This is a genomic window from Kibdelosporangium banguiense, from assembly GCF_017876405.1.
Taxonomy (GTDB): Bacteria; Actinomycetota; Actinomycetes; order Mycobacteriales; family Pseudonocardiaceae; genus Kibdelosporangium; species Kibdelosporangium banguiense.
The window spans coordinates 1,647,044-1,671,608 of sequence record NZ_JAGINW010000001.1; the positions used below are offsets into that span (position 1 = coordinate 1,647,044).

General features: G+C 67.6%; 25 protein-coding genes. 12 read left to right on the forward strand and 13 right to left on the reverse strand.

From position 1 onward, the window contains the following. Positions 1–59: 59 nt before the first annotated feature. A complete protein-coding gene (locus tag JOF56_RS07750; protein WP_209635891.1) occupies positions 60–2,774 on the forward strand; it encodes an AfsR/SARP family transcriptional regulator in 2,715 nt (904 codons plus the stop codon). Between the two features lie 12 nt (positions 2,775–2,786). On the opposite strand, the gene JOF56_RS07755 is transcribed toward JOF56_RS07750, so the two are convergent. Next, positions 2,787–3,173 carry a cold-shock protein gene (locus JOF56_RS07755; protein WP_209648082.1) on the reverse strand — a complete coding sequence of 129 codons (387 nt, stop codon included), beginning with the start codon at positions 3,171–3,173 and terminating at the stop codon, positions 2,787–2,789. A 141-nt stretch (positions 3,174–3,314) separates the two neighbouring features. Here JOF56_RS07755 and JOF56_RS07760 point away from each other — a divergent pair, with 141 nt between their 5' ends. Further along, positions 3,315–3,500: a hypothetical protein gene (locus JOF56_RS07760; RefSeq protein ID WP_209649132.1), complete on the forward strand. Its 186-nt coding sequence runs from the start codon at positions 3,315–3,317 to the stop codon at positions 3,498–3,500. Here JOF56_RS07760 and JOF56_RS07765 read toward each other — a convergent pair. Next, on the reverse strand, positions 3,478–4,089 hold the full coding sequence (locus tag JOF56_RS07765; RefSeq protein ID WP_307854970.1) for an HAD family hydrolase: 612 nt from the start codon (positions 4,087–4,089) through the stop codon (positions 3,478–3,480). The genes JOF56_RS07760 and JOF56_RS07765 overlap by 23 nt on opposite strands. A gap of 82 nt (positions 4,090–4,171) precedes the next feature. On the opposite strand from JOF56_RS07765, the gene JOF56_RS07770 reads away from it, so the two are divergent. The 3 genes from JOF56_RS07770 to JOF56_RS07780 are packed head-to-tail and all read left to right on the forward strand — an operon-like array spanning position 4,172 to position 7,018. Then, complete coding sequence (locus JOF56_RS07770) at positions 4,172–4,762, forward strand: TetR/AcrR family transcriptional regulator (protein ID WP_209635893.1); 591 nt, start codon at positions 4,172–4,174, stop codon at positions 4,760–4,762. Positions 4,763–4,780: 18 nt separating this feature from the next. Further along, the gene (locus tag JOF56_RS07775; protein ID WP_209635895.1) at positions 4,781–5,743 is read left to right on the forward strand and encodes a R2-like ligand-binding oxidase; all 963 of its coding nucleotides are present in this window, start codon (positions 4,781–4,783) and stop codon (positions 5,741–5,743) included. A 39-nt stretch (positions 5,744–5,782) separates the two neighbouring features. Further along, complete coding sequence (locus JOF56_RS07780; RefSeq protein ID WP_372448369.1) at positions 5,783–7,018, forward strand: Nramp family divalent metal transporter; 1,236 nt, start codon at positions 5,783–5,785, stop codon at positions 7,016–7,018. On the opposite strand, the gene JOF56_RS60020 is transcribed toward JOF56_RS07780, so the two are convergent. From JOF56_RS60020 to JOF56_RS07795, 3 genes are all read right to left on the reverse strand, one after another. Then, positions 7,005–7,970 (reverse strand): Gfo/Idh/MocA family protein, encoded by a 966-nt coding sequence (locus JOF56_RS60020; RefSeq protein WP_307854971.1) that lies wholly within the window; start codon positions 7,968–7,970, stop codon positions 7,005–7,007. The two genes, JOF56_RS07780 and JOF56_RS60020, sit on opposite strands and share 14 nt — an antisense overlap. A 10-nt stretch (positions 7,971–7,980) precedes the next feature. Continuing rightward, complete coding sequence (locus JOF56_RS07790; protein ID WP_209635899.1) at positions 7,981–9,588, reverse strand: AMP-binding protein; 1,608 nt, start codon at positions 9,586–9,588, stop codon at positions 7,981–7,983. 147 nt (positions 9,589–9,735) lie between these two features. After that, positions 9,736–10,014: a hypothetical protein gene (locus JOF56_RS07795; protein WP_209635901.1), complete on the reverse strand. Its 279-nt coding sequence runs from the start codon at positions 10,012–10,014 to the stop codon at positions 9,736–9,738. A 114-nt stretch (positions 10,015–10,128) separates the two neighbouring features. On the opposite strand from JOF56_RS07795, the gene JOF56_RS07800 reads away from it, so the two are divergent. Both JOF56_RS07800 and JOF56_RS07805 read left to right on the forward strand, forming a co-directional pair. Continuing rightward, positions 10,129–10,908, forward strand: coding sequence for an HAD-IIA family hydrolase (locus JOF56_RS07800; RefSeq protein ID WP_209635903.1), 780 nt, complete (start codon positions 10,129–10,131; stop codon positions 10,906–10,908). 23 nt (positions 10,909–10,931) lie between these two features. Next, positions 10,932–11,738: a metallophosphoesterase gene (locus tag JOF56_RS07805; RefSeq protein WP_372447846.1), complete on the forward strand. Its 807-nt coding sequence runs from the start codon at positions 10,932–10,934 to the stop codon at positions 11,736–11,738. Here JOF56_RS07805 and JOF56_RS07810 read toward each other — a convergent pair. Genes JOF56_RS07810 through JOF56_RS07820 form a run of 3 tightly spaced genes read right to left on the reverse strand, consistent with a single transcriptional unit; the run spans position 11,720 to position 13,836 of the window. Beyond that, on the reverse strand, positions 11,720–12,928 hold the full coding sequence (locus tag JOF56_RS07810) for a DUF1444 domain-containing protein (protein ID WP_209635907.1): 1,209 nt from the start codon (positions 12,926–12,928) through the stop codon (positions 11,720–11,722). The two genes, JOF56_RS07805 and JOF56_RS07810, sit on opposite strands and share 19 nt — an antisense overlap. 18 nt (positions 12,929–12,946) lie before the next feature. Continuing rightward, positions 12,947–13,345 (reverse strand): TOBE domain-containing protein, encoded by a 399-nt coding sequence (locus tag JOF56_RS07815; RefSeq protein WP_209635908.1) that lies wholly within the window; start codon positions 13,343–13,345, stop codon positions 12,947–12,949. Next, complete coding sequence (locus JOF56_RS07820; RefSeq protein WP_209635910.1) at positions 13,345–13,836, reverse strand: MarR family winged helix-turn-helix transcriptional regulator; 492 nt, start codon at positions 13,834–13,836, stop codon at positions 13,345–13,347. Before JOF56_RS07820 ends, JOF56_RS07815 begins: the two co-directional genes overlap by 1 nt. Positions 13,837–13,935: 99 nt before the next feature. On the opposite strand from JOF56_RS07820, the gene JOF56_RS07825 reads away from it, so the two are divergent. Then, on the forward strand, positions 13,936–15,378 hold the full coding sequence (locus JOF56_RS07825) for an MFS transporter (RefSeq protein ID WP_209635912.1): 1,443 nt from the start codon (positions 13,936–13,938) through the stop codon (positions 15,376–15,378). A gap of 131 nt (positions 15,379–15,509) precedes the next feature. On the opposite strand, the gene JOF56_RS07830 is transcribed toward JOF56_RS07825, so the two are convergent. Both JOF56_RS07830 and JOF56_RS07835 read right to left on the reverse strand, forming a co-directional pair. Beyond that, positions 15,510–16,112 (reverse strand): TetR/AcrR family transcriptional regulator, encoded by a 603-nt coding sequence (locus JOF56_RS07830; protein ID WP_209635914.1) that lies wholly within the window; start codon positions 16,110–16,112, stop codon positions 15,510–15,512. Positions 16,113–16,117: 5 nt separating this feature from the next. Continuing rightward, entirely contained in the window at positions 16,118–16,978 is an 861-nt protein-coding gene (locus JOF56_RS07835) for an alpha/beta fold hydrolase (protein ID WP_209635916.1), read from the reverse strand. Between the two features lie 58 nt (positions 16,979–17,036). Between JOF56_RS07835 and JOF56_RS07840 the strand changes: the two genes are divergently transcribed. After that, positions 17,037–17,300 carry a MoaD/ThiS family protein gene (locus JOF56_RS07840; RefSeq protein WP_209635918.1) on the forward strand — a complete coding sequence of 88 codons (264 nt, stop codon included), beginning with the start codon at positions 17,037–17,039 and terminating at the stop codon, positions 17,298–17,300. Between the two features lie 380 nt (positions 17,301–17,680). Beyond that, positions 17,681–18,322, forward strand: coding sequence for a LysM peptidoglycan-binding domain-containing protein (locus JOF56_RS07845; RefSeq protein WP_209635920.1), 642 nt, complete (start codon positions 17,681–17,683; stop codon positions 18,320–18,322). Between the two features lie 111 nt (positions 18,323–18,433). On the opposite strand, the gene JOF56_RS07850 is transcribed toward JOF56_RS07845, so the two are convergent. Genes JOF56_RS07850 through JOF56_RS07860 form a run of 3 tightly spaced genes read right to left on the reverse strand, consistent with a single transcriptional unit; the run spans position 18,434 to position 20,968 of the window. After that, positions 18,434–19,354: a molybdenum cofactor biosynthesis protein MoaE gene (locus JOF56_RS07850; protein ID WP_209635922.1), complete on the reverse strand. Its 921-nt coding sequence runs from the start codon at positions 19,352–19,354 to the stop codon at positions 18,434–18,436. A gap of 2 nt (positions 19,355–19,356) precedes the next feature. Then, complete coding sequence (locus tag JOF56_RS07855) at positions 19,357–20,745, reverse strand: NAD-dependent malic enzyme (RefSeq protein ID WP_209635924.1); 1,389 nt, start codon at positions 20,743–20,745, stop codon at positions 19,357–19,359. Between the two features lie 34 nt (positions 20,746–20,779). Then, positions 20,780–20,968 carry a hypothetical protein gene (locus JOF56_RS07860; protein WP_209635926.1) on the reverse strand — a complete coding sequence of 63 codons (189 nt, stop codon included), beginning with the start codon at positions 20,966–20,968 and terminating at the stop codon, positions 20,780–20,782. Positions 20,969–21,052: 84 nt separating this feature from the next. On the opposite strand from JOF56_RS07860, the gene JOF56_RS07865 reads away from it, so the two are divergent. Together JOF56_RS07865 and JOF56_RS07870 are read left to right on the forward strand one after the other, a co-directional pair. Continuing rightward, entirely contained in the window at positions 21,053–23,314 is a 2,262-nt protein-coding gene (locus JOF56_RS07865) for a helicase-associated domain-containing protein (RefSeq protein WP_209635928.1), read from the forward strand. A gap of 102 nt (positions 23,315–23,416) precedes the next feature. Beyond that, positions 23,417–24,562, forward strand: a complete 1,146-nt coding sequence (locus JOF56_RS07870) for a serine hydrolase domain-containing protein (protein WP_209635929.1) — start codon at positions 23,417–23,419, stop codon at positions 24,560–24,562. Positions 24,563–24,565 lie beyond the last annotated feature (3 nt).

The window sequence follows — 24,565 nt, forward strand, 5'->3', positions numbered from 1 at the left end:
TGAACTGGGCGCTGCTGGCTGTTTCCATGTGCGTCGGGGATTTTCAGGGGGGCATAGCGATGGAATTCGGCCTGCTCGGCGCGGTGGTGGCACACGGACCGGACGGCACCGTCCAGATCGGACATTCCCGGCAGAGCAGCGTGCTGGCGGCGCTGCTGTTCGACGCGAACCGGCCCGTATCGGCTGATCAGCTGCTCGACCGGGTATGGGGTGATCGCCCGCCACAGACCGCGCGCGGCACGCTCTCCACCTATCTGACGCGGCTGCGGCAGGCCCTGGCGCCGGTCCCCATCGAACGCAACTCCGGCGGCTACCAGATCACGGTCGAACCCGGCGCGCTCGACCTCGACCGGTTCACGGACCTGATCACCCGGGCCCGCGACACCCGCGACGACCAGCTGGCCGCGCGCACGTACGAACTGGCATTCGACCTGTGGCGCGGTGAGCCGTTGCCCGGTCTGGACACGCCGTGGGCCAACGACATGCGGGCATTGCTGCACCGGCAGCGCTACGCCGCCGAACTGGACTACACCGACGTCCGGCTACGGCTCAGCGAACACGGCAGTGTGCTGGCCGAGCTGACCACCCGGGCGGCCCGGCATCCATTGGACGAGCGGCTGGCCGGTCAGCTGATCCTCGCCCAGTACCGCAGCGGCCGGCTGGCCGACGCCGTCGAGTACTACCAGCAGTTCCAGCAGCGGCTCACCGACGAGCTCGGCGCGGACCCCGGGCCGCAACTGCGGGAGCTGCACCAGCGGATCCTGGCCGCCGACGAGATCGTGCTGGCGCCCGAACCCGGCAACCGGCCCCGGCCACCACGGCAGCTGCCCGCACCGCCGCGCCCGTTCACCGGCCGGGCAGCCGAGCTCATCCACCTCAGCGACCGGCTCGACAGCGACGCGAGCACAGTCGTCATCTCCGCGATCGGAGGCGGTGGCGGGATCGGCAAGACCTCGCTGGCCCTGCACTGGGCGCACCTGCACGCCGACCGTTTCCCGGATGGCCAGTTGTTCGTCAACCTGCGCGGGTTCGACCCGAGCAGCGAACCCACTCCGCCGACAACCGCACTGCGCGGGTTCCTGGCAGCGTTGGGTGTCGCACCGAAGGACATCCCCGCCGACCATGACGCGCAGGCCGGGCTCTACCGCAGCCTGGTGGCCGACCGGCAGATGCTCGTCGTGCTGGACAACGCCGCCGACACCGCACAGGTCGTCCCCCTGCTCGCCGGTTCTCCGGCCGTTCTCACCCTGGTGACCAGCCGCCGGCCATTGACCGGCTTGATCGTCACGCATGGCGCGCAGGCCGTGCCGCTCGACGTGCTGACCAGCGAAGAGGCCCACGACCTGCTGGCCGGCCGGCTCGGCCGAGCCCGGCTGGCCGCCGAGCCGGCAGCGGTGGCGCAACTGGTGCAGCACTGCGGCGGCTTGCCGCTGGCGCTGGGCATCGTGGCGGCGCGAGCCATCGTGTCAGGCCTGCCACTGGCCGAGCTGGCCGAGCAACTCGCCGCGCACCGCCTGGATGTCCTGGACGCCGGCGAGGCGAACTTGAACCTGCGCGCCGTGTTCGCGTTGTCGCACCGCGCCCTCGCGCCGGAGACCGCCCGGCTCGCGTGCCTGCTCGGGGTCGCGCCCGGCCCGGACATCGCGGTCGTCGCCGTCGACGTTCTCACAGGGCAGAACGCTGCCGGGATGCTGGCTGAACTCGAAGCCGCACACCTGGTCACGCAGGCCACGCCCGGCCGGTACCGGATGCACGACCTCGTCCGGCTCGACGCTGTCGAACGCGCGGCGGCGTTGCCCGCCGACGTGCGCGAGACCGCGTTGCACCGATTGATCAACTACTACATCACCACGGCACAGGCTGCCGACCGGCTGCTCGCCCCCGCCCGGCCACCGGTGGAGCTCACCGAACCGGGTGACCCGCTGATCCCGTTGCATGACCAGGCCGAGGCAATGGCGTGGATGACCCCCGAGCTTGCCTGTCTGACCGCCGCCCAGCAGCTGGCCGCCGATCTGGGCTGGCACTCGAAGGTCTGGGAGCTGTCGCTGGTCACCGACACCTTCCGGTCTCGCCGGGGCGCGCTGGCCGAGCACCTGTCCGTACTGCGCGCGGCGGTCGCCGCCACGGAGGCCGCTGGTGACCTGCGGATCCAGACCAGGCTGCACGCGAATTTCGGGCAGGTCACCGCACGCGCGGGCATGCTCACCGAGTCCGTGCGCAGCCTGGAACGCGTTGCCGAGCTGGCGACCAGGACAGGCGACATCGTCATGCGGGCGCATGCCCACAACAGCATGGCCGAGAGCTGGGGCCACCAGGGCGACAACCACCGCGCCCTGCACCACGCCAGCCAGGCACTGGCGCTCTACCGGGCCGCCGGCAACCAGAGGTTCGAGGCCAATGCCCTCAACCAGACCGGCTGGGTACTAGCGCTGCTCGGACACTACGACGAGGCCCGCACGAACTGCGAGGCCGGGTTGAAACTGCAACACGAACTGGGCAGCGTCACCGGTGAGATCCAGGACAGCCTCGGCTACATCGAGGAACACAGCGGCAGGTTCGCCGAAGCCGTCAGCTGGTACCGCGAGGCGATCGCGGTCTTCGAAGTGGTCGGCGACACCTACAACATCGCCACCACGCTGATCCAGCTCGGCCGGGCATGTGCCGCCATCGGCCATACCGCGGACGCCGAAGCCGCATGGCGGCGGGCTTTGCAGCTCTGCCGTGCTCAACAGCGGCGCAACGACGTGGCGAACCTCGAGCGGCTACTCGGCTGACCCAGCGCGGGTTTACGGGTCGAGCTCCCTGGCGACCGCGCGCACCACTTCGGCGATTCGCTTCGTGGCCTTGCGATCCGGGTAACGGCCGCGGCGCAGGTCGGGCTGGATCTTGGCTTCCAGCATCTTGATCATGTCCTCGACGAGGCCGTGCAGCTCCTCGGCCGGGCGCCGGTGCGCCTCGGCCACTGAAGGCACCGGATCAACCAGCCGGACCGACAACGCCTGCGGCCCGCGGCGGCCGTCGGCCACCCCGAACTCGATGCGTTGCCCGGCCTTGAGTCCTTGCACGCCAGGAGGAAGCGCGGAAGCACGGACGTACACGTCCTCCCCGCCATCCTGCGTGACGAACCCGAAGCCCTTCTCCGAGTCGTACCATTTGACCCGTCCGGTCGGCACAGCTCTCACCGTTCCCTCGTCGACTCTGCCCAGCCGCGCACCCAACAGCCCGCACGACTAACGCGCCCCGGGCACGCCCAGGACGCGTCCCACCAGCCTATGCCAAACAGCGGTCCTGGCGTAGCGCATAGTCTTTCCCGCGTGACCGGATCCAAACTCATGCCCGCCGCGATCGCCTTGTTCGTCATCGGCCTGATCGCGGTCATCGCGGTGTTCGGGCTGTACGCCGCCGGGCAGCGCAACCTGACTGTGTGGCTTTATGTCGCGGCCATGCTGCTGCCCGTTGGCTTGGGGCTGGCGGTTTTCAGCGTCGTGCGGCGTCGCTGAACCAGGCCGGGAAGTCGAGCAGGCTGGGCAGAACCACGTGTGCCCCAGCCGAAGTGAGCATTTCCGCGTCGCACGGCCCGGTGGCCACGCCGACCGCGAGCGCACCCGCCGCGGCCGCGCCGGCCATGTCGCCGATGTGGTCGCCGACATAGATCTGGGCGCCGTGCAGCTTGAGGGCCTCGGCCTTGGCAGCCGACCACAGGTCGCCGATCAAGTGATCAACATCCCATCCCAGCGCTGCCATGTGCAGTTCGGCGTTCCGCTGGTACTTGGCGGTCACGATCATGGTCTTCCCGCCCGCGGCCCGTACCGCGGCCAGCGCGGCCTCCGCGCCGGGCAACGGCAACGTCTCCGGGATCGCGATCGCGGGGTACAACTCCCGGAAGCGGGCCACGTACCGGTCGACGTCCAGCTCCGCGATACCGATCTTGAGAAACATGTCGCGCAATGGCGGTCCCATGTTCGCGACGATGTAGTCGCCGTCGAGCTGTACGCCCATTTCCTCGGCTAGCGCGGTGATCGCGAGCAGCACGCCCGGCCTCGCGTCGATCAACGTCATGTCCAGGTCGAAGCCGACGGTCACAGTCACACCTCCAGCCTAAGTACTTTACGAAACGCCTTTTCAGGTACAGCTGGTTGACATCGACACGGTTTGTGTCAACACTCGCGGCATGACCGAGATCACACCGTTCGCCGAACGAGTGCGGCTGTCACTGCGTGAGACCTTGCTGGACGCGGCCGCGGAACTGCTGGCCCAGCATGGTTTCGCGGGGCTGCGCATGATCGACGTCGCGAACACCGCCGGGGTGAGCAGGCAGACCGTCTACAACGAGTTCGGCAGCAAGTCCGCCCTCGTCGACGCGGTCGCGCTGCGCGCGGTCTCCGAGTTCATCGACGGCGCGGAACAACTGTGGCGTACAGCACCAGACCTGACGTCCGCAGTGCACGCGACCGTCGAGTACACGGTCCGGCACGGCCGTGATAACCGGCTTGTCGCGTCCGTCATCGGCGGTGCCGAGGCAGAGGACCTGCTGCCGTTTCTGACCACGCGTGCGGAACCCGTGCTGCGGCCTGCCATCGAGCAGTACGTACGCCACCTCATTGACCGTGTGCCGACGCTTCCGCACGGCACAGCGACGGTGATAGCCGAGGCGGCCGTACGGCTCGCCGTCAGCCACATGATGCTGCCGTCCGGCAACCCCGCGGAGGCCGCCGAGATGGTCGAGGCGGTGATCCTGCCCGCAATCGAGCACTACTCGTGAGAGCAAAGGAGCTCTTCCATGACTGAGCACCGGCAAGGATTCGGCTCGTTGCGCGCGGGCGGCTTCAACTGGGACTCGTTCCCGCTCAGGCTGTTCGTCAAGGGCAACGCCAAGTTCTGGAACCCGGCCGACATCGACTTCAGCTCCGACAGCGCCGACTGGCAGACGCTGACATCCGAGGAACAGCGCTCAGCCACGTATCTGTGCGCGCAGTTCATCGCTGGCGAGGAGGCCGTCACCGAGGACATCCAGCCGTTCATGAAGGCCATGTCCGCCGAGGGCCGACTGTCCGACGAGATGTACCTCACCCAGTTCTGCTTCGAGGAGGCCAAGCACACCGAGGTCTTCCGGCGCTGGATGGACTCGGTCGGCCTGCTCGACGACCTGCACCCGTTCGTCGCGGAGAACCCGCACTACCGCAGGCTCTTCTACGACGAACTGCCCGGCTCGCTGGCCGTGCTGGCCGACGATCCCAGTCCGCTCAACCAGATCCGCGCCTCGGTGACCTACAACCACGTGATCGAGGGCACACTGGCGCTGACCGGGTACTACGCCTGGCACAAGATCTGCGTCAACCGCGGCATCCTGCCCGGCATGCAGGAGCTCGTCCGGCGGATCGGCGACGACGAGCGCAGGCACATGGCCTGGGGCACGTTCACCTGCCGGCGGCACGTCGCCGCGGACGACTCCCTGTTCGACGAAGTCACCAAGCGAATGGGCGAACTTCTGCCGATCGCGCTCGACATGATCCAGTGGGTGGGCGACCAGTTCGAGGAACCCCGCCCCTTCGAGTCGGATCCACAGGAGTATGTCGCCTACGCTGCTGACCGGGCACAACGGCGGCTCGGCGCCATCTCGTCGGCACGGGGCAAGCCGGTGGCCGAGATCGACCTGGACTACTCACCCGAGGTGCTGGAGGACCAGTTCGGCGAAGAGGACGCGAAGGTCTTCGCAGAGGTTGTTGCAAATAGTTTGCAATAATCTGCTCGGACAGGTTCTTACCCGGGAGGTCCGTTGTCGATCGCCAGTGCCATCAGACCGCGGATCACCCGCGTCCGGGCGGGAGCCGCGTTGCTCGGGCCCGCCTTCGTGGCCGCCATCGCCTATGTGGACCCCGGCAACGTCGCCACGAACACCGCTGCCGGGGCCCAGTTCGGCTACCTGCTCGTCTGGGTCGTGGTCGCAGCCAACGTGATGGCCGGGCTGGTGCAGTACCTGTCGGCCAAGCTGGGGCTCGTCACCGGGCAGTCGCTACCCGAGGCGGTCCGCGACACGTTGTCCACCCCGGCCCGGCTCGGCTACTGGGCACAGGCCGAGGTGGTCGCGATGGCCACCGACCTTGCCGAGGTGCTGGGCGGCGCGATCGCCCTGAACCTGTTGTTCGACCTGCCGCTGCTGGTCGGCGGGCTGATCACCGGAGTGGTCTCGACCGGCCTGCTGCTGGTGCAGGACCGCGCCGGGCAACGGCCGTTCGAGCGGGTGATCACGGGTCTGCTGCTGGTGATCGCCATCGGGTTCGCGGCCGGGCTGTTGGTCTCGCCGCCGTCGGGCTCCGGCATCGTCGGCGGGCTCGTGCCGCAGTTCGCCGGGTCGGAGAGCGTGCTGCTGGCGGCCGGGATGCTCGGCGCGACAGTGATGCCGCACGCGGTGTACCTGCACTCGGCGCTGGCGCGGGACCGGCACGGCAAGCAGACCGGGCGGCCGTTGGCCAAGCTGCTCACCGCGACCAGGTTCGACGTCGGGATCGCGATGGTCTTCGCGGGCGCGGTGAACCTGGCGATGCTGTTGCTCGCGGCGAGTGCGTTGGCCGGGATGGAAGGCATCGACACGCTGTCGGGCGTGCACACCGCGATCGGCGACCACCTCGGTACCGGGATCGCGCTGCTGTTCGCGATCGGGCTGCTGGCCTCGGGTTTCGCGTCGACGTCCGTCGGGTGCTACGCGGGAGCCGTGGTCATGGGCGGGCTGCTGCGCCGCCGGATTCCTTTGCTGGCAAGGCGTCTGCTCACGCTGGTGCCAGCTGTCGTGCTGCTGGCGTTCAACGTGGACCCGTCGTGGGCACTGGTCATCTCGCAGGTCGTGCTGTCGTTCGGAATCCCGTTCGCGTTGATCCCGTTGGTGAAGCTGACCGCCAAGCGCAGCCTGATGGGCGAGAACACGAACCACCGCGTGACCACCGTGCTGGCGTGGTTGATCGCGGCGGCCGTGATCGCGTTGAACCTGGCGTTGATCTACCTGACCATCACGGGTAGCTGACGCCGAGCTGGTCGAGGGCTTCGGTCAGGGTCCGCATCACCGCCAGGGTCTCCTCCAGCGGCATCTCCGGGCTTTCCTTGTCCCCGGCGGTCATCCGCTCGTCGACCTCGGCGATCTGATACTGGTAACCGAAACCGTGCAGCTCAAGGGTGTGCCGTTCGGGCAACGCGTCCGGACGGATCACCACGAGTTCGGTCGGCCGGTAGAACACCGGCGGGATCTCGATCCGCCCGGCCGTACCGACGACCGTCGCCGCGATCGGGTAGTTGCCGACCAAGGACGACGACAGGTGCGCGGAAACTCCATTCGGATAACGCAACAACAGTGCTGCCTCGGCGTCCACTCCGTCGATCAGGGAACCATGCGAGGCAACGCTTTCCGGCTCGCCAAGCAACATCTGCGCGAGCGAGACCGGATACACACCCAGATCCAGCAACGAACCGCCGCCCGCAGCGGGGTCCCACAGGCGATGCGCCGGATTGTGCGCGAATGGCTCGCCGAAATCCGCGTGCACACTACGAATCGAGCCGATCACACCGTCGGCGACGAGTTTGCGCAACAGCCGGATCAACGGGTTGAAACGCGTCCACATCGCTTCCATCAGGAAGACATTCTGTTTACGCGCCACGCTCACCAGATCCTCGGCGTCACGCAACGAAACAGTCAGCGGCTTCTCACACAACACGGCCTTGCCCGCGAGCAAAGCGTTACGCGCCACCACATGGTGACTACTGTGCGGTGTGGCCACGTAGACCACGTCGACATCCGGGTCACGCAACATGTCGTGGTAGTCGCCATATGAGCGCGGAATCCCGTGCCTGGACGCGAATGCCGCGGCCTTGGCGGAATCCCGCGAGGAAACCGCCCGGACCTCGGCATCCGGCACCAGCTTCATGTCCGAGGTGACAACGTCCGCGATGCCGCCGGTGGCGACTACTCCCCATCCGATCACCTCATCAAGACTACTTGCCGAGAATCTCCTTGGCCGCCGCCCGCATCTCGACCTTGCGGATCTTTCCGGTGACCGTCATCGGGAACTCGTCGACGATGTGCACATATCGCGGGATCTTGTAGTGCGCGAGCTTGCCGGTACAGAACTCCCGCAAGGATTCCGCGGTCAGCGCGGTGGCGCCGTCACGCATCCGGATCCATGCCATCAATTCTTCGCCGTAGCGTTCATCCGGCACGCCGATGACCTGCGCGTCAAGGATATCCGGGTGGGTATAAAGGAATTCCTCGATCTCACGCGGGTAGATGTTCTCGCCGCCACGGATCACCATGTCCTTGATGCGGCCGGTGATGCTCAGATAGCCCTCGTCGTCCATCACCGCCAGGTCGCCGGTGTGCATCCACCGGGCAGCGTCGATCGCTTCGGCCGTCTTGTCCGGTTGTTCCCAGTAGCCCAGCATCACCGAGTATCCGCGCGTGCAGAACTCGCCGGGCTCGCCGCGCGGCACCGTAAGACCGGTCTCCGGGTCGACGACCTTGACTTCCAGATGCGGATGCACTTTGCCCACAGTGGACACTCGACGGTCCACCGAGTCCGCGGCGGTGGTCTGGGTGGACACCGGTGACGTCTCGGTCATGCCGTAGCAGATCGTCACCTCGGTCATCCCCATCCGCTCGATGACCTGCTTCATCACCTCGACCGGACAAGGCGATCCGGCCATGATCCCGGTCCGCAGCGACGAAAGGTCGTAGCCCTCGAAGTCCGCCTCGGCGAGCATGGCGATGAACATCGTCGGGACGCCGTAGAGCGAGGTGCACTTCTCCTCCGCCGCCGCGGCAAGGGTTTCCGCGGGCTGGAAGGCGGGCGCGGGAATGACCATGCAGGCGCCGTGGGTCGTGCACGCGAGATTGCCCATGACCATGCCGAAACAGTGGTAGAAGGGCACCGGGATGCAGACCTTGTCCTCGGCGGTGTATCCGCAGGTCTCGCCGACGAAGAAGCCGTTGTTGAGGATGTTGTGGTGCGAGAGCGTCGCACCTTTGGGGAAACCCGTGGTGCCGGACGTGTACTGGATGTTGATGGGATCATCGGCTGACAGCCGGATCCCGGCCAGGCGCGAGGGATCGCCACCGCGGCCGACCAGATCTGTCCACTCAGGACTGTCCAGCAGGATCACGTCGGTGAGCGCCGGGCACGACGGCCGGGCCTCTGCGATCATCGCGGCGTAGTCCGAGGTCTTGAACGAGGGCGCGGAGATCAGCGTGCGGATACCGGACTGGTTGAGCACATAGGTCAGTTCGTGCACCCGGTACGCGGGGTTGATGTTCACCAGGATCGCGCCGATCTTCGCGGTCGCGTACTGCACGAACGTCCACTCGGCACGGTTGGGCGACCAGATCCCGACCCGATCTCCCTTGCCCACACCCTTCTCGAGCAGGCCCAGCGCCACCGCGGTGATCTCGTCGGACAGTTCCCGGTAGGTCCACCGCTTGCCCGCCGCGCGGTCGACCAGCGCGTCGCGGTCGCCGTACGCGGCGACTGTCCGGTCGAAGTTGTCTCCGATGGTGTCGCCGAGCAACGACACGGTCGACGGACCAGAGGCATAACTAGGAACAGTCACGGCGAAGGCCTCCCGACTATGTGGTGTACCTCACCATAAGCCAGAACCGTCCCCACCAAGAGTGGTTGGGTTGCCCCCAATGCCACATTGGGGGCATCTGATGCCCCCAATGTGGCATTGGGGGCAAAACTCACCCTGGTGAGGCAACTACCTGCCGGGCAGGATCGTCGCGTTGACGGTCGCCCGGCCGCTCGCGGGCCGCGCCGACGTGGTCGGTAACGACCCGATCGCCGGGTTGAGGCCGGTTCCGGTCGGCGCGATCAACGCGGGCGGCTGGGTTGTGTGAGTCGGCACGACAATGCCACCGCGCCTGTCATCACCGGAAAGCATGGCCACAGCGATGCCGATCGCCAAGGTGAGCGCAGCGACGACGCCGACGACGGTCCAGTTGACCGGCCAGCGGCTAGGTTTGTGCCTGCGCCCCAACTCGACTCCTCGCCGTTACTCCAGTCGCCATTAGTATCGTCCGCCGGTTGGGCGGTCAAGCCCGCGAGGACAGCCGAAAGGGCCCTTGCGCCGCGACACTGCGATCATGTCCTCATGACCTGGAACTACCTGATGGACATGGACGGCGTGCTTGTCCACGAGGAACACCTTGTTCCCGGTGTCGACGAATTCCTCGCCGAACTGCGCGCCAATGAGATCAAGTTCCATGTACTGACCAACAACTCCATTTTCACACCACGCGACCTGAGAGCACGCCTGGCCCGGACCGGACTCGACGTACCGGAGACGTCGATCTGGACGTCCGCACTGGCCACCGCGAAGTTCCTCGACTCGCAGCGGCCCGGCGGCTCGGCCTTCGTGATCGGCGAAGCCGGGCTGACCACCGCGTTGCACGAGATCGGCTACGTGCTGACCGACCGCGACCCCGACTACGTCGTGCTCGGCGAGACCAGGACGTACAGCTTCACCGCGATCACCAAGGCCATCCGCCTGGTGGAGGAGGGCGCGAAGTTCATCGCGACGAACCCGGACGCCACCGGCCCCAGCCGAGAGGGATCACTGCCGGCCACCGGTGCGGTCGCCGCGCTGATCGAGCGGGCCACCGGATTCAAACCGTACTTCGTCGGCAAGCCGAATCCACTGATGATGCGTTCCGCGCTGCGTTCGCTCGGCGCGCACTCCGAGAACACCCTGATGATCGGCGACCGGATGGACACCGACGTCCGCGCCGGTCTTGAGGCCGGGCTGGCCACCATCCTGGTGCTCACCGGCATCTCGAACGAACACACCGCAGAGCAGTTTCCGTACCGCCCGACCAGGGTGGTCAACTCGATCGCGGACCTGATTGGGCATACCTTGCAACCGTTCGGCTGACGATGCTCGTATCGTCTCCGGTTGTGCGGGATGAGCAACGAACCTACGTGATCGGGGACGTGCACGGGCACCGCGCCGAGCTCGAAGGCGCGTTGCACGCTGCCGGCCTGCTCGACGAGGAGTCGAACTGGGCCGGTGGCCGGTCGCGCGTGTGGTTCCTGGGCGACTTCGTCGACCGTGGGCCGGACGGCATCGGCGTGATCGACCTGGTCATGCAGCTCAACGGCCAGGCCCAGGAGGCCGGCGGGCAGGTGGACAGTCTGCTGGGCAACCACGAGATCCTGTTGCTGGGCATGTACCGGTTCGGCGACACGGACGTGCCGTCGGACTTCGGGCCACGCAGTTTCGCCCGCAGCTGGGAGATCAACGGCGGTCAGGAGAGCGACCAGGAGGCGTTGACCGACGCGCACCTGGAGTGGCTGACCGACCGGGACGTGCTGCAGGTCGTCGACGACCACCTGCTCATGCACTCAGACACCATCGAGTACCTCAACTGGGGCGAGACGGTCGACGAGATCAACGCCGCGGTCAAGGCCCTGCTGAAGGGCGATGACCTGGGCGAATGGTGGGAGTGCTGGCGCCGGATGACCACCCGGTACTCCTTCCGCGGCCCGCAGGGCCAGGAAGTCGCCGAACAGCTGCTGGACTTCCTCGGTGGCAAGCAGGTCGTGCACGGTCACAGCGTGATCGCCGACCAGCTCGGCATCCTCCCCGCGCAGGTGGAGGCCCCTTACGAGTACGCGGGCGGCAAAGTGCTCGGCGTGGACGGCGGGTTGTTCGTCGGAGGGCCGTGCCTGATCGTGCCGTTGCCCTACACGCCGGAGGACTGAGCACGCAGCCTGGCGAGGGTTTCCTCGTCCGGCCAGCGCAGGGTCCGGCGGCGCGGCGGTGTGGTCGGCGCTTCTTCCCATTCGTCGCTCAGCAGCCTGGCCGCGCTGGTCCAGGCGATCCGGAACGAGCCGGACTCGGCCGGGAAAACGATCTCGTCGGCGTACGGCAGCAGCGCGTCGGCCGACCGCGGCCACGTGGTGACGCTGCGGGCGGTGCCCTCGGTCTCCACCTCGTAGTCGCCGACCAGCAGGTCTTCCCCGGCCTGCCGGAACAGCTTCTCCAGCCGGTTCTTCTGCTCGCGGTACTCGAACGTCTCCAGGGTCCGCTCGGCCAGCCGGACCGCGTCGAACGCCGGATGTCCCTCTTCGGGGCGCCACGCGACGATGTCGCCGTCTTCGTCCGCTTTGTACGGAACCGGCGACAGCCAGCGCGGATGGTCGGCGAAGATCTTCATGCCCTCTTCGAGAATCCACAGCACGGCGGCGTTGTCCCGCCCGTCGGCGATCAGCATCATGTCCCGCGACGGCACCACCGCGACCGGCAGGATACCGAGTTCCTCACCCAGCCCGGCCAGCCAGCCCGGCACCACCAGCCGGGACGATTCGTAGGTGTCTTCGCTGGCCACGGCGAGCACGCCGTTGTCGAGCCGGGCCAGATGCGTGCCTTCGACCATGAGGTTCTGCGCGCCGCGCTGGTACGCCTCGTCGAACGTCACGCCCCACTGCTCGAGGCTGTCCGAGTTGACCAGGCTCATCCGGTGCTCATGGTCGATCACCAGCATCTCGACCAGGTGCCTGAGCGACGGCCGGCTGGCGACTGTTATCCCACCGACCTGGCCGGCCTGTGCGTAGGACGATGTGCGCAGCACCGGGCGGAGCCGCGGCGCCGCGGCCTCCCAGCTTTCCGGCTCGTCGGGCTGGGCGAACATCGCGGCGACGAACTGCTGCACGGCTTCTCTGCGCTCGCCCGCCGACAGGTGCTGTACCTCGGCGAACAGGTTGCCGAGGAAGATCGAGTGCGAACCGGTCTCGCCGGCCCGGCGGACCTCGATGCCGAACCCGTCGGTCTTGGTGATCCTGGCGATCCCGGGCAGCCGGTCGATGGTGGCCACGAAGTCGTCAGTGAACTGCTCCTCGGGAGTGCGCTGGCTGCGAGCAAACCCCCGTCTGATGCGCCCCAGGAAACCCATACTCCAGACGTTATCCGACTACGAGGGCGGCGTTTCCACCATCACCGTCGTCGCCTTGACCACAGCCACCGCCAAAGAGCCCAGTTCAAGACCAAGTTCCCGCACGGCCTCGGCAGACATCAAAGACACAACTCGATGCGGCCCCGCCTGAATTTCCACCTGCGCCATGACCTTGTCGGAGACGATCGAAGTCACCAACCCGACAAACCGGTTACGCGCCGAGCGGCCGATCCCGGACGGGTCGGGGATCTCGTTGGCGTGCGTCCGGGCGAACTCCGCGAGCTCGGCACCGTCGACGACCTTGCGGCCGGAGGCGTCCAGACCGGCGGTCAGGTCGCCCGCGTCGGCCCAGCGGCGGATGGTGTCGTCGCTGACGCCGAGCAGGCGGGCGGCTTCGGCGAACCGGAACGTCGGCATCAGCGCTCCTCCAGGCCGCCGAAGGCCTCCCGGCGGAACTGGTCGACCGTCGTGCGCTGGAACCGCTCGACGATCGCACGTTCCTCCGGGCTGAACCGGGTCAGCACCTCCGCCAGGCCGTCGGCCAGGTGCGAGAACAGCTGCTCGTACTTGTGCCCGTCGGACGTGGTCACCTCGACCAGGACTTTGCGCCGGTCGTGCGGGTCGCGGACGCGGCGGACGAACCCGCGCTTCTCCAGCCGGTCGATCACGCCGGTCACCGCGCCGGTCGACAGCCCGGACATCTTGGCGATCTGCCCGGCGGTCAGCGGCTCGTCCACCCGCATGGCGATGTCGAGGCACTTGTAGTCGGTCGCGGACACGCCCATCTGCTCGGCGATCCGGGAGTGGAACAGCACTGTGAGGCCGCTCATCTCCCGTGCCAGGCCGCCGAACCGCTGCAGCTCGTCCGGGGGCACCGGATACGTGCCGCTTTCGGTCTCGGTTGACATGGCCCACCACTCCTCTTATTCTCTGGTCATCTTAGTAACTAAGAGACTTAGATGCTAACAAGCTCTTCTCTAAAGACATCATAACCGGAGGAAACGCCCATGAGCACGACGACGACCGCCTCACCAGAGGCAACGGCCACAGGCCACCCGCGACGCTGGGCCGCCCTGGCCGTGCTGATGATCGCCGGGTTCATGGACCTGCTGGACACCACAATCGTCAACGTCGCCCTGCCGGCCATCCGCGACGACCTCGGCGCCGGGTACTCCGCCGTGCAATGGGTCGCCGCCGGGTACACGCTCGCGTTCGCCGTCGGGCTGATCACCGGCGGGCGGTTAGGCGATATGTACGGCAGAAAACGAATGTTCCTGCTCGGCATGGCCGCGTTCACGGCGTTCTCCCTGCTGTGCGGACTGGCCGCTTCGCCCGAGATGCTCGTGGGCGCCCGGGTGCTGCAAGGGCTCGCCGCGGCGATGATGATCCCGCAGATCCTCAGCACCATGTATGCCACGTTCCCACCAGCGGAACGAGCCTCGGCAGGCGGGTTGTTCGGCGGCATCGCCGGGCTGGCCTCGGTGGCCGGGCCGCTGGCGTCCGGCGTGCTGGTCGAGAACGACCTGTTCGGCCTGGGGTGGCGGGCGATCTTCCTGGTCAACGTGCCGGTCGGGCTCGCCGCGCTGGTGGCCGCGGCCGTCGTCGTGCCCGAGACCCGCTCGGACCACGCGATCAAGCCGGACCTGCGCGGCATGACGCTGGTGTCCATCGCGTTGCTGCTCCTGCTGGTGCCATTGGTGCAGGGCCGTGAGCTCGACTGGCCGGTGTGGACATTCGTCTCCATGGCGTTGTCGGCACCTGTGTTCGCACTCTTTATATGGAGCTCCCGCGGGCGGGGGATGTCGGCGCTCGTCCCGATCCGGCTGTTCCGGTCGCGCGGGTTCGCCGCGGGTACCACTCTGGCCGGGTTGTTCTTCGCGTGTGTCGCGGCCTTCTTCCTTACTTATACGTTGACGCTGCAGGTCGGGCTCGGCTTCACGCCGTGGCAGTCCGGGCTGACGTCACTGCCGTTCTCGATCGGCACCGCGCTGTCGATCGTGCCGAGCAACGCCCTGGTCACCCGGTTCGGCCGGTACGTCACCACGGCGGGTGCGCTGGTGATGGCCGTCGGCCTGGTCTTCCTGCTGACCACAATGGACGCGGGCGTGGGCTTCTGGGACCTGGCGCCGTGGCTGCTGATCTGCGGGATCGGGATGGGCGGCGTGATCGGGCCGATCTTCGCGATGGCCGGTGCCGACATCGCGCCGCGGGACGCGGGCGCGGCCTCGGGCACGCTCAACGCGGCCGACCAGCTCGGCGGCTCGGTGGGGATCGCGCTGCTCGGCGTGCTTTTCTTCAACGCGCTGGGCACGACTCCGGACGCATCGGCCTACCTGTCCGGCTTCAGCAGCACGACCTGGTACATCATCGGCGCGCTCGTGGTCGTCTCGGCGCTGAGCCTGTTGCTGCCGCGCAGGCTGACGGCCGAGCAGCTCAGCCAGGTGCACTAGCGGCTGTGTCGAGATCCGCCTGAGCCTCGGCCTCCCCGTGCACGACTTCAACTACGGAACGATCCAGACCGCGGCAGTAGTTCCGCCCAAGCGGGGTGAACCCGTGCGAATGGGCCGTTCGCACGGGTTCGCTACCCGGCCGAGGAGCCTCCGAGCATTCCGCCGAGCATCGCTGCCAGGGATTCCTCAGCCAGGGCGCGGGTTTCGACCGGGTTGTCGGAGTGCGCGATCAGCATAACGGCCTCGATCAGCAGGCTGAGGATGAAGCGGGCCAGCACCTCGGAGGGCGGGTGCAGCAGGACTCCCTCCGAGGCGGCCTGACTGAGCAGGCCGCTGATCAGCTTCAGGCCGTGCTCGGACTCGATGGCCCGCCAGGTGTCCCAGCCGAGCACGGTCGGCGCGTCCAGCAGGGCGATCCGCAGCACCTCGGGCCGCTGACAGGCGTCCAGGAACGCGCCGAGACTGACCACCATCTTGGTCAGCACGTCCGGCGCCTGGTCGATCTTGGCCTGCAGCTCGGCGCTCAACTCCTGCTCGACCTGCTCGAACACCGCGCGGAAAAGACCGTGCTTGTCCTTGAAGTGGTGGTGCAGCGCGCCGCGGGTCAGCCCGGCCGCGGCGACGATCTCGTCCGCGGAGACGTGGGCGTACCCGCGCTCGGCGAACATCGGCCGGGCCGTTTTGATCAAGGTCGCCTTGGTCGTCCTCGACCGGTCCTGCTGAGTACGCGGCATGACGCCTAGCTTGCCGCCTTGCCGAACTCGAGGATCAGGGTGGCGAGCTCGGCGGGCCGGTCCTCGGGCACGAACGTCAGACTGTCACCTATTTCTTTTATAGAGGCGTCTGGCAACAGCGCGGCCAGCCGGTGGGCGAGCTTGATCGGGAACACCTTGTCCTCGGCGGCCCACGCGAGCAGGACCGGCTTGCCGAAGCCGCCGAGACGCCCGGCCGCCTCGAGGGTGTATCGCTTGTGGACGGTCTTGAGGAAGGCACGCAGATCGCGCCGGATGGCCGGGCTGTGCCGGCTCGGCGAGAGGTACGAATCGACGAAATCGTTGGGAATCGGACGTTTCGTCAGCCAGCCGAAGGTCACCGGCAGCCGGTGCAGGGCCCGGACCCGCATCAGCTGGGCCATGATCCACATCGAGCCGGGCACCTTGGCGATCTTCGGCAGCGGCGCGAAGGCCGGCGGGAAGAAGTGGTCGAAGCAGTCCGACGGCGTCAGCACGACCCGGGCGATCCGGTCCGGATGCCTTGTCATCAACAGCTGAACGAGCGCGCCGCCGGTGTCGTTGGCCACGACGGTGACCTCGGTCAGGTCCAAAGTGGCCAGGAACTCGGCGATCATGTCCGCGACACCGGGCGGGGTCAGGTCCGCCCCCGGCACGGGTGTGGTGTGCCCGCCGAGCGGCCAGTCCGGTGCGATACAACGGTTTCCGGCCTCAGCGACGGCCGGGACGACATTCCGCCAGAGATCCGCGTTCACCAGCAGGCCGTGCACGAACACAACCGGCGGACCCTCGCCGCGCTCGCGGTAGTCGATGGTCGCCCGGCTCAGCCGGACCGATTTCGCCGTCCCCAGGGAGTCACTGGTCGCCATAGGATCGATAGAAACATACATTCGGTATGTATGTCTACCGGAGACTAGGCTTCCATAGGTGAGTGACAAAGTCACAATTCAGGTCCGCTACTTCGCCGGCGCCCGCGCCGCAGCCGGGGTCGAGCAGGAGTTGCTCGCCCTGCCCGCCGGATCGACCGTCGCCGACGCGGCCCGGACCGCCGCCGAGCGGCACGGCGAAAAACTGAGCGGCGTACTCGCCTCATCAAGTTTCCTGCTGGACGGCATCGCGGTCCGCTCGCGAGCCACACGACTGTCCGACGGGGTCCAGCTCGACGTGCTGCCACCCTTCGCGGGGGGCTGAACGGGTGAGCACGAACGGCCCAACCGGGTCGCGACACGCATGATCCAGGTCTCACTCAGCGTGAAAAATCTCGGCCCGGAAACGAACCGATAACGACGCTCCTACCTGCGATTAAACAAGAGATCGTCCGAGGGTTGTCCGCCGTTACGGTGACCTAGGTCACGCCCAGATAAATTTCCCATCTCGATTCTGGTTACGTACGGTCGCTCTCGGCTGGACCCGACCAGCCGGCAAGACCTGAGAGCCCGCAGTGCCGAACCCCGTCCGGTGGGCTCCCAGGACCCGAACCCCGAGTGAGAGACAACTTCCGGACGGGAGCAGGAGAGCGAACCCCGAGTGACCTCTCCCAGCAAGCAGCAGGCGCTGGAGGTGAGAGCGAAATGACTAACCCCGGCAAGCACCGCAGGCCGACCATCGCCACCCGGACCATCGCTCGCGTCGCCATTGCAGGCCTCGCGGTCGGAGCGCCCCTGGCGATCGCAGCGGGCCCGGCGCAGGCTGAAGGCAGCGTCAACTGGGACGCCGTCGCGCAGTGTGAGAGCGGCGGCAACTGGGCCACCAACACCGGCAACGGCTACTCCGGTGGTCTCCAGTTCGCCCCGGGCACCTGGAAGGCCAACGGCGGTTCCGGCTCCGCGCACAACGCCTCCCGTGAGGAGCAGATCCGCGTCGCGGAGAACGTGCTCAAGAGCCAGGGCATCAGGGCCTGGCCGGTCTGCGGCAAGAAGGCAGGCAGCGCCGGTGGCACCGCCAAGAAGGCGACCCCCGCCCCGGCCAAGAAGGCCACCCCCAAGGTGAAGAAGGCCACCCCGAAGGCCGCCAAGCCGGCTGCCGCGGCCCCCGCCGCCGCCGCCCCGCAGACCACCGCGGGCGACTACACAGTCAAGGCCGGCGACACGCTGTCGAACATCGCTTCGCAGCTCAACGTCAAGGGCGGCTGGCAGGCCCTGGCCGAGAAGAACAAGAGCACCGTCAGCAACCCGAACCTGATCTTCCCGGGTCAGGTCCTGGTCACCAAGTGACCCTGGTGGTCACCAAGTGACCTTGTTGATCTCCCCGACGATCAACAGGTAGCTGAGCCAAGGCCCTGGTTTTCCCGCGACACGGCGGGACAACCAGGGCCTTCGCATTCCTTAAGGGCAGTTGACCCACTCGTCGGTGCCATCGGTGAAGGTCTGGTGCTTCCAAATGGGGAGCTGCCGTTTCACCTCATCGACCAGATCTGAGCAGGCGGCGAAAGCCTCAGCCCGATGCTCAGCGGAGACTGCGCAAGCGAGGGCGACATCGCCGATCTGAAGCTGTCCGATTCGGTGGCTGACGGCGATTCCGCGCAAACCTGGCCGGGAAGCGGCGACCTCGCCCGCTACCCGCTCAATCACCTCGGCCGCTGACGGGTGCCCGCTGTAGGCCAGCTCCCGGACGCTCTTGTTCCGGTCGTGGTCCCGTACGACGCCTCCAAATGTCACCACGGCGCCTGCGGCTCGGTCGGCGACCAGGGATGCGTGCTCGTCCACTGACAGGGCCTCCTCGGTCACCACAGCACGCAAGATGCGGGCCGGGGTGATCTGGCCTGTCTGGCGCTGGTGGTCTCCGCCGCCGATCTGGTCTACCGCGTGGTCCAGAACGGCGTCCAGAACGCCCAGCCCGTCCCGGACTCCCCCGGTTGAGCCTGGAAGGTTCACAACGAGGGTCTTGCCTGCCACCCCCGCCAGGCCGCGCGACAAAGCCGCCGTGGGAACCTCGGGCAGACCTGCCGCGCGGACTGCGTCCGCGAGACCTGGGATTTCGTAGTCGAGGACGCTGGAAGTCGCCTCGGGAGTGCGATCGGTCGGGGTTATGCCGGTTCCCCCGGTGGTGATGACGACCTGCACGCCTTCGGCTACTGCTTCGCGAAGTGCGGCGGCTACTGGGCCGCCGTCGGGGACCACCACGGGCACGGGGACTTCGTAGCCACGAACCCTGAGCCAGTCGACGATCACTGGGCCGGTTCGGTCTTCGTATATTCCCGCTGCCGCCCTGTTGGATGCTGTGATCACCCGCGCCGTGGCTGCCATTTTCAGTCCTTTGTTGTCGCGGCCTTGCGTACTGCTTCGGCTACTGCGGGGGCGACGGCCGCGTCGAAGACGCTGGGCACGATGAATGAGGCGTTGATTCTGTCGCCGTCGGCCACGTCTGCGATCGCGTCGGCTGCCGCGAGCAGCATTGAGTCCGTGATTGTGTGGGCGTGGGCGTCCAGCAGGCCTCGGAAGACTCCGGGGAAGGCCAGCACGTTGTTGATCTGGTTCGGGTAGTCGCTGCGGCCGGTGGCCACGACTGCCGCGTGCTGCTGGGCTTCGAGGGGGTCGATCTCGGGGTCCGGGTTGGCCAGGGCGAAGACGACCGCGTCCTTCGCCATGGTGGCGACCTGTGCCGCGCCGAACAGGTTCGGGGCCGAGACGCCGATGAAGACGTCGGCTCCGACCAGGGCGTCGTGCAGCGAGCCCGACATCCCGTCCTTGTTCGTGTGGGCCGCGATGCTCTCGAGGTTCGAGTCGAGGTCACCACGTTCGGCGTGGACTATCCCGTTGATGTCGACCGCGATGATGTCGGCCGGCTTCTTGTGCAGGAGCAGGCGGATGATCGCGGAGCCGGCCGCGCCGACGCCACAGACCACGATCTTGCACTGCTCAAGCGGCTTGCCGACGACCTTCAACGCGTTACGTAGCGCGGCGACAACCACGATTGCTGTGCCGTGCTGGTCGTCGTGGAAGACGGGGATGTCGAGCTTCTCGCGCAGCCGAGCCTCGATCTCGAAGCAGCGGGGGGCCGCGATGTCCTCGAGGTTGATGCCCGCGTAGGCCGGGGCGATCAGTTCGACAGTCCGGATGATCTCGTCGGTGTCCTGGGTGTCCAGCACGATCGGCCAGGCGTCGACGTCCGCGAACTTCTTGAACAGCACCGCCTTGCCCTCCATCACCGGGAGGGCGGCCGCGGGGCCGATGTTGCCCAGACCGAGCACTGCCGAGCCGTCCGTGACCACCGCGACTGTGTTGCGCTTGATGGTCAGGCGGCGGGCGTCCTCGGGGTTCTTCGCGATGGCCATACAGACCCGGGCGACGCCGGGGGTGTACGCGCGGGAGAGGTCGTCACGGTTTCGCAGGGCGACCTTGGAGTGCACTTCGAGCTTGCCGCCGAGGTGGATCAGGAAGGTCCGGTCGGAGACCTTGCGGACCGCGACACCTGGCAGTTCCTCCAGGCCCGCGGTGATCTCATTGGCGTGCTCGGCCGAGGTGGCGTTGCATGTGATGTCCACGACCACGCGGTCGGCGTGCGACTCGACGACGTCGAACGCCGTGATGACGCCACCGACCCGGCCGACGGCCGAGGTCAGGTCGCCGGCGGCACTCGCCGACGGCGGGGCCTCAACCCGGATGGTGATCGAATAACCAGGACCGGGTACTGGCATGTCTTGCTCCCCGCGAAACGCGAAACGAACCGATTTATTTGTTGATCTCCGTGACCGGGTGCTCGTAGCCGAGGTCCGCCGCCGGCAGCGGGAAGGTCACGTCACCGAAGGGGGACAGCGCGCCCTGCCTGTCCGCGGCGAGCTCGCTCACCGGGTGCGCGGCGTTGGCCGGCTTGTCCGGCCAGGTGGGTTCGATCCGGTCCGGGTTGCCCTTGGTGGCCACCGATCCTCCTTGTGACTGCTTCGATGCGCCCGTACGGTACCCGACCTCGCACCTCCGGATGCGGGCGCGTATACCGTGGTCAGGGTGTCAACATTAACCGAGTGGCTGCGCGCGCGGGACGACGGCGCACTGGCCCGGCTGCTCGGTGCACGCCCGGACCTCGCGACCCCGATCCCCGCCGATAGCACCGTTCTGGCGACCCGTGCAGGTAGCCGGGCGTCTGTCGTGCGGGCATGTGAGTCGCTGGACACCTTCACGCTCACTGTCCTCGATGCCCTTCTGCTGTGCGACGCCGATACGCGCACGGTCGCACTGCCCGAAGTGATCGCGATGATCGGCGCGAAGGTGCCACGCAAGCGACTGCGCGAGGCCGTCACGACCTTGATCGATCTGGCGCTGGCCTGGGGCCCGGAGGCCGCGCTGAGTGTCGCGCCGGCCGCCCGGGAGGCGGCTGGGATGTTCCCCGGTGGTCTCGGCCGGTACTCCCCTGCCCTCGACGGCCGGGACATTCCGGCGGCGCTGGCCGAACTGTCCGAACCGGAGCGACGGCTGCTGACCACGCTCGCCGAAGGCCAGCCGACGGGACGCACCAAGGACGCGAACGTGCTCGTGTCGTTGGCCGACGCGAAGTCGCCGGTGCAGAAACTGCTCGCCCGTGGCCTGCTGCTCCGGCTCGACGCGGAGACGGTCGAGCTGCCCAGGCAGGTCGGGCTCGCGCTGCGCGGGCCGAACCCGATGGGGCAGGTCAAGTTCACGCCGCCGCCCGTGCAGACCACCGCGCACAAGCTGTCGACTGTGGACTCCACGGCCGCGGGTGAGGCGTTGGAGCTGGTGCGGCACACCGAAACGTTGATCACGCTGTGGTCCGCCGAGCCGCCTGCCGTGCTGCGATCCGGCGGGCTCGGTGTGCGTGACCTGCGGCGACTGGCGCGTGAGCTGCAGGCCGACGAGGTCCGCAGCACGTTGATCGCCGAGCTGGCGATGGGCGCGAACCTGGTCATCGCCACCGACACCACGTCCCCGCAATGGGCCCCGACGACCCAGGCCGATGTGTGGCTCGCGGCCACCCCGCCGCATCGGTGGGCGACGCTGGCGGCAGTGTGGCTTGACCTGCCGCGACTGCCCGGTTTGGCAGGTACAAAAGACCCGAAGGACAAGGTGATCGCTCCCCTGTCCGAGGAGGTCCGCCGCCCGCTCGCGCCGGCCGGGCGCCGCCGTGTGCTGGGTGCGCTGGGCGAACTGCCGCCCGGGACCGGGATCGACTCGGTCGAGGAGCTCGCCGGGTTGCTGGCCTGGCAGGCACCTCGGCGAGGTGGCCGGATGCGGGACGAGCTGGTCGTGTGGACCTCACGCGAGGCACAAGCGCTTGGTCTGGTCGCTTTCGGCGCGCTGACCTCCGCCGCGCGGGCGCTGCTGGAAGAAGGCCCGGCGGCCGCGGCGAAGCGGGTGGCCGAGGCGATGCCGCAGCCGGTCGACCATGTTCTCGTGCAGGCCGACCTCACGGTCGTCGCGCCGGGCCCGTTGGAACAGACGCTGGGATACGAGATCAACCTCGTCGCCGACGTCGAATCCGCCGGTGGCGCAACGGTTTACCGGGTCGGCGAAGGCTCCATCCGACGCGCGCTGGACGCCGGCCGAACATCGACCGACCTGCACGAACTGTTCCGCACACGGTCACGGACGCCGGTCCCGCAGGCGCTGACGTACATGATCGACGACGTGGCACGGCGGCATGGCCGACTGCGCGGCGGCGCGGCGATGTCCTTCCTTCGTTGCGATGACGAGGCTCTGCTGGCAGAGGTCGCGTCAAGCCCGACCGGTGCACGGCTTGAGCTGCGCAAGATCGCGCCAGGTGTGCTCGTCAGCCCAGTCCCGCTGGCAGATGTCCTAGAAGAACTGCGAGCAGCGGGATTCGCGCCCGCCGCCGAAGGACCTGATGGTCAGCTTCTGGACCTGCGGCCAAGTGGACTGCGAGTGCCGTTGCGGCAACGTCCCAAGTCAGGCACATTGCCGCGGCAGCCGAGCCCGGAGCAGCTCGCCGACCTGGTCAGCTCCATGCGAGCAGGCGACACCGCTGCTTCGACCCGACGCGGACGGACGGTCGCGCTGGCCGCAGGCTCGGGCGCGGACACGTCCGCAACCCTTGCGCTGCTTCAGGAAGCGGCTTCACAAGGGCGGAGCGTCTTCATTGGATACGTCGACGCGCACGGCACCGCGAGCCAGCGCGTGATCGAACCGACCCGGGTGGGCGCGGGTGTGGTCGAAGGACTCGACTCGACCAGGTCCGAGACGCACCGGTTCGCCCTGCACCGGATCACGTCGGTGTCCCTGGTGGACGAAGGGTAGAGCGCGCTCCACCAAGAAGTGGGGACGAAGGGGGATCGAACCGGCGCGGCCGAACCGAGAGGCTTCACCTGTCCGAAATCAGTTCGAAGACAGGGGAATCCGGTGTCGGCTCGTCATCACAAGCAGGTTCGTCGGGGAATCGTTGCCGCGCTGGCGGCCCTCACCGCACTGAGCGCCGTTCCCGCGGCGACCGCCGCCGCGCAAGACAATGGGCGTGATGACGCTGTCCGCCGGAGCCTGGAAGTACTGGTGCGCGACGACAAGTTCACCGGCGCGCTGGCCGCGGTGCAGGGCCGTGACGGCCGCACCCGCAACTACACCGTGGGCGTGGGCAATCGGAAGACCGGCGAGCGGGTGCCGGTCAACGGACGGATCCGGATCGGCAGCAACACAAAGATCTTCACCGCGGTGGTCGTTCTGCAACTCGTCGGCGAGGGCAGGATCAAGCTCGACGAACCGGTGGAGACGTACCTGCCGGGCATCGTCCGCGGCCAGGCCGGGGACGGTCGCAAGATCACTGTCCGGCAGTTGCTGCAGCACACCAGTGGCCTGCCTGACTACGTGATGCCCGCGGTGGGCGGCGACTTCGTCGGCAACTACCCGTCGGTCCAGCACACCTACTTCGAGCCGCGCCAGCTCGTCGACTACGCGTTGACGCAGCCGGCCACCCCCGCAGGCTGGAGCTACAGCAACACGAACTACGTCGTGGCCGGACTGCTCATCCAGCGCGTCACCGGGCGGCCGGTCGGCGAGGAGATCACCAACCGGATCATCGAACGCATCGGCCTGGAGGACACCTACTGGCCGCAACTGGGCGAGCAGGACATCCACGGCCCGCACCCGAAGGGCTACTTCACCACCAAGTCCGGTGAGCTCCTGGACGTCAGCGAGCAGGACATGTCCATGGCGTGGTCGGCTGGCGCGCTGGTCAGCACTCCGAGTGACGTCAACCGGCTGCTCACCGCGCTGCTGAAGGGCAAGCTGCTGCGGCCCGCGCAGCTCGCGGAGATGCAGAAGACCGTCGATGCGCCCGCCTTCAAAGGCGGCTACGGACTGGGGATCGCCACTTTCAAGCTCAGCTGCGGCGGATCGGTGTGGTCGCACGGCGGCAACACTCCCGGCTACACCGTCGTCAACGCCGCCACCACCGACGGCCGGGCCGCTACCGTCGCCGTGACCGCCCTGCCTGGCACCATGGACGCGGTCAAGCACCTCGACGAAGCCCTGGACACCGCGCTGTGCAAGTAAAAA

Excerpts from the sequence above, each read along its gene's own strand:
- JOF56_RS07830 (WP_209635914.1), bottom strand. The coding sequence starts at position 16,112 with ATGCCGCGTACTCAGCAGGACCGGTCGAGGACGACCAAGGCGACCTTG.
- JOF56_RS07825 (WP_209635912.1), top strand. The coding sequence starts at position 13,936 with ATGAGCACGACGACGACCGCCTCACCAGAGGCAACGGCCACAGGCCAC.
- JOF56_RS07850 (WP_209635922.1), bottom strand. The coding sequence starts at position 19,354 with ATGGCAGCCACGGCGCGGGTGATCACAGCATCCAACAGGGCGGCAGCG.
- JOF56_RS07835 (WP_209635916.1), bottom strand. The coding sequence starts at position 16,978 with ATGGCGACCAGTGACTCCCTGGGGACGGCGAAATCGGTCCGGCTGAGC.
- JOF56_RS07770 (WP_209635893.1), top strand. The coding sequence starts at position 4,172 with ATGACCGAGATCACACCGTTCGCCGAACGAGTGCGGCTGTCACTGCGT.
- JOF56_RS07845 (WP_209635920.1), top strand. The coding sequence starts at position 17,681 with ATGACTAACCCCGGCAAGCACCGCAGGCCGACCATCGCCACCCGGACC.
- JOF56_RS07815 (WP_209635908.1), bottom strand. The coding sequence starts at position 13,345 with ATGCCGACGTTCCGGTTCGCCGAAGCCGCCCGCCTGCTCGGCGTCAGC.
- JOF56_RS07810 (WP_209635907.1), bottom strand. The coding sequence starts at position 12,928 with ATGGGTTTCCTGGGGCGCATCAGACGGGGGTTTGCTCGCAGCCAGCGC.
- JOF56_RS07820 (WP_209635910.1), bottom strand. The coding sequence starts at position 13,836 with ATGTCAACCGAGACCGAAAGCGGCACGTATCCGGTGCCCCCGGACGAG.
- JOF56_RS07855 (WP_209635924.1), bottom strand. The coding sequence starts at position 20,745 with ATGCCAGTACCCGGTCCTGGTTATTCGATCACCATCCGGGTTGAGGCC.
- JOF56_RS07750 (WP_209635891.1), top strand. The coding sequence starts at position 60 with ATGGAATTCGGCCTGCTCGGCGCGGTGGTGGCACACGGACCGGACGGC.
- JOF56_RS07775 (WP_209635895.1), top strand. The coding sequence starts at position 4,781 with ATGACTGAGCACCGGCAAGGATTCGGCTCGTTGCGCGCGGGCGGCTTC.
- JOF56_RS07800 (WP_209635903.1), top strand. The coding sequence starts at position 10,129 with ATGACCTGGAACTACCTGATGGACATGGACGGCGTGCTTGTCCACGAG.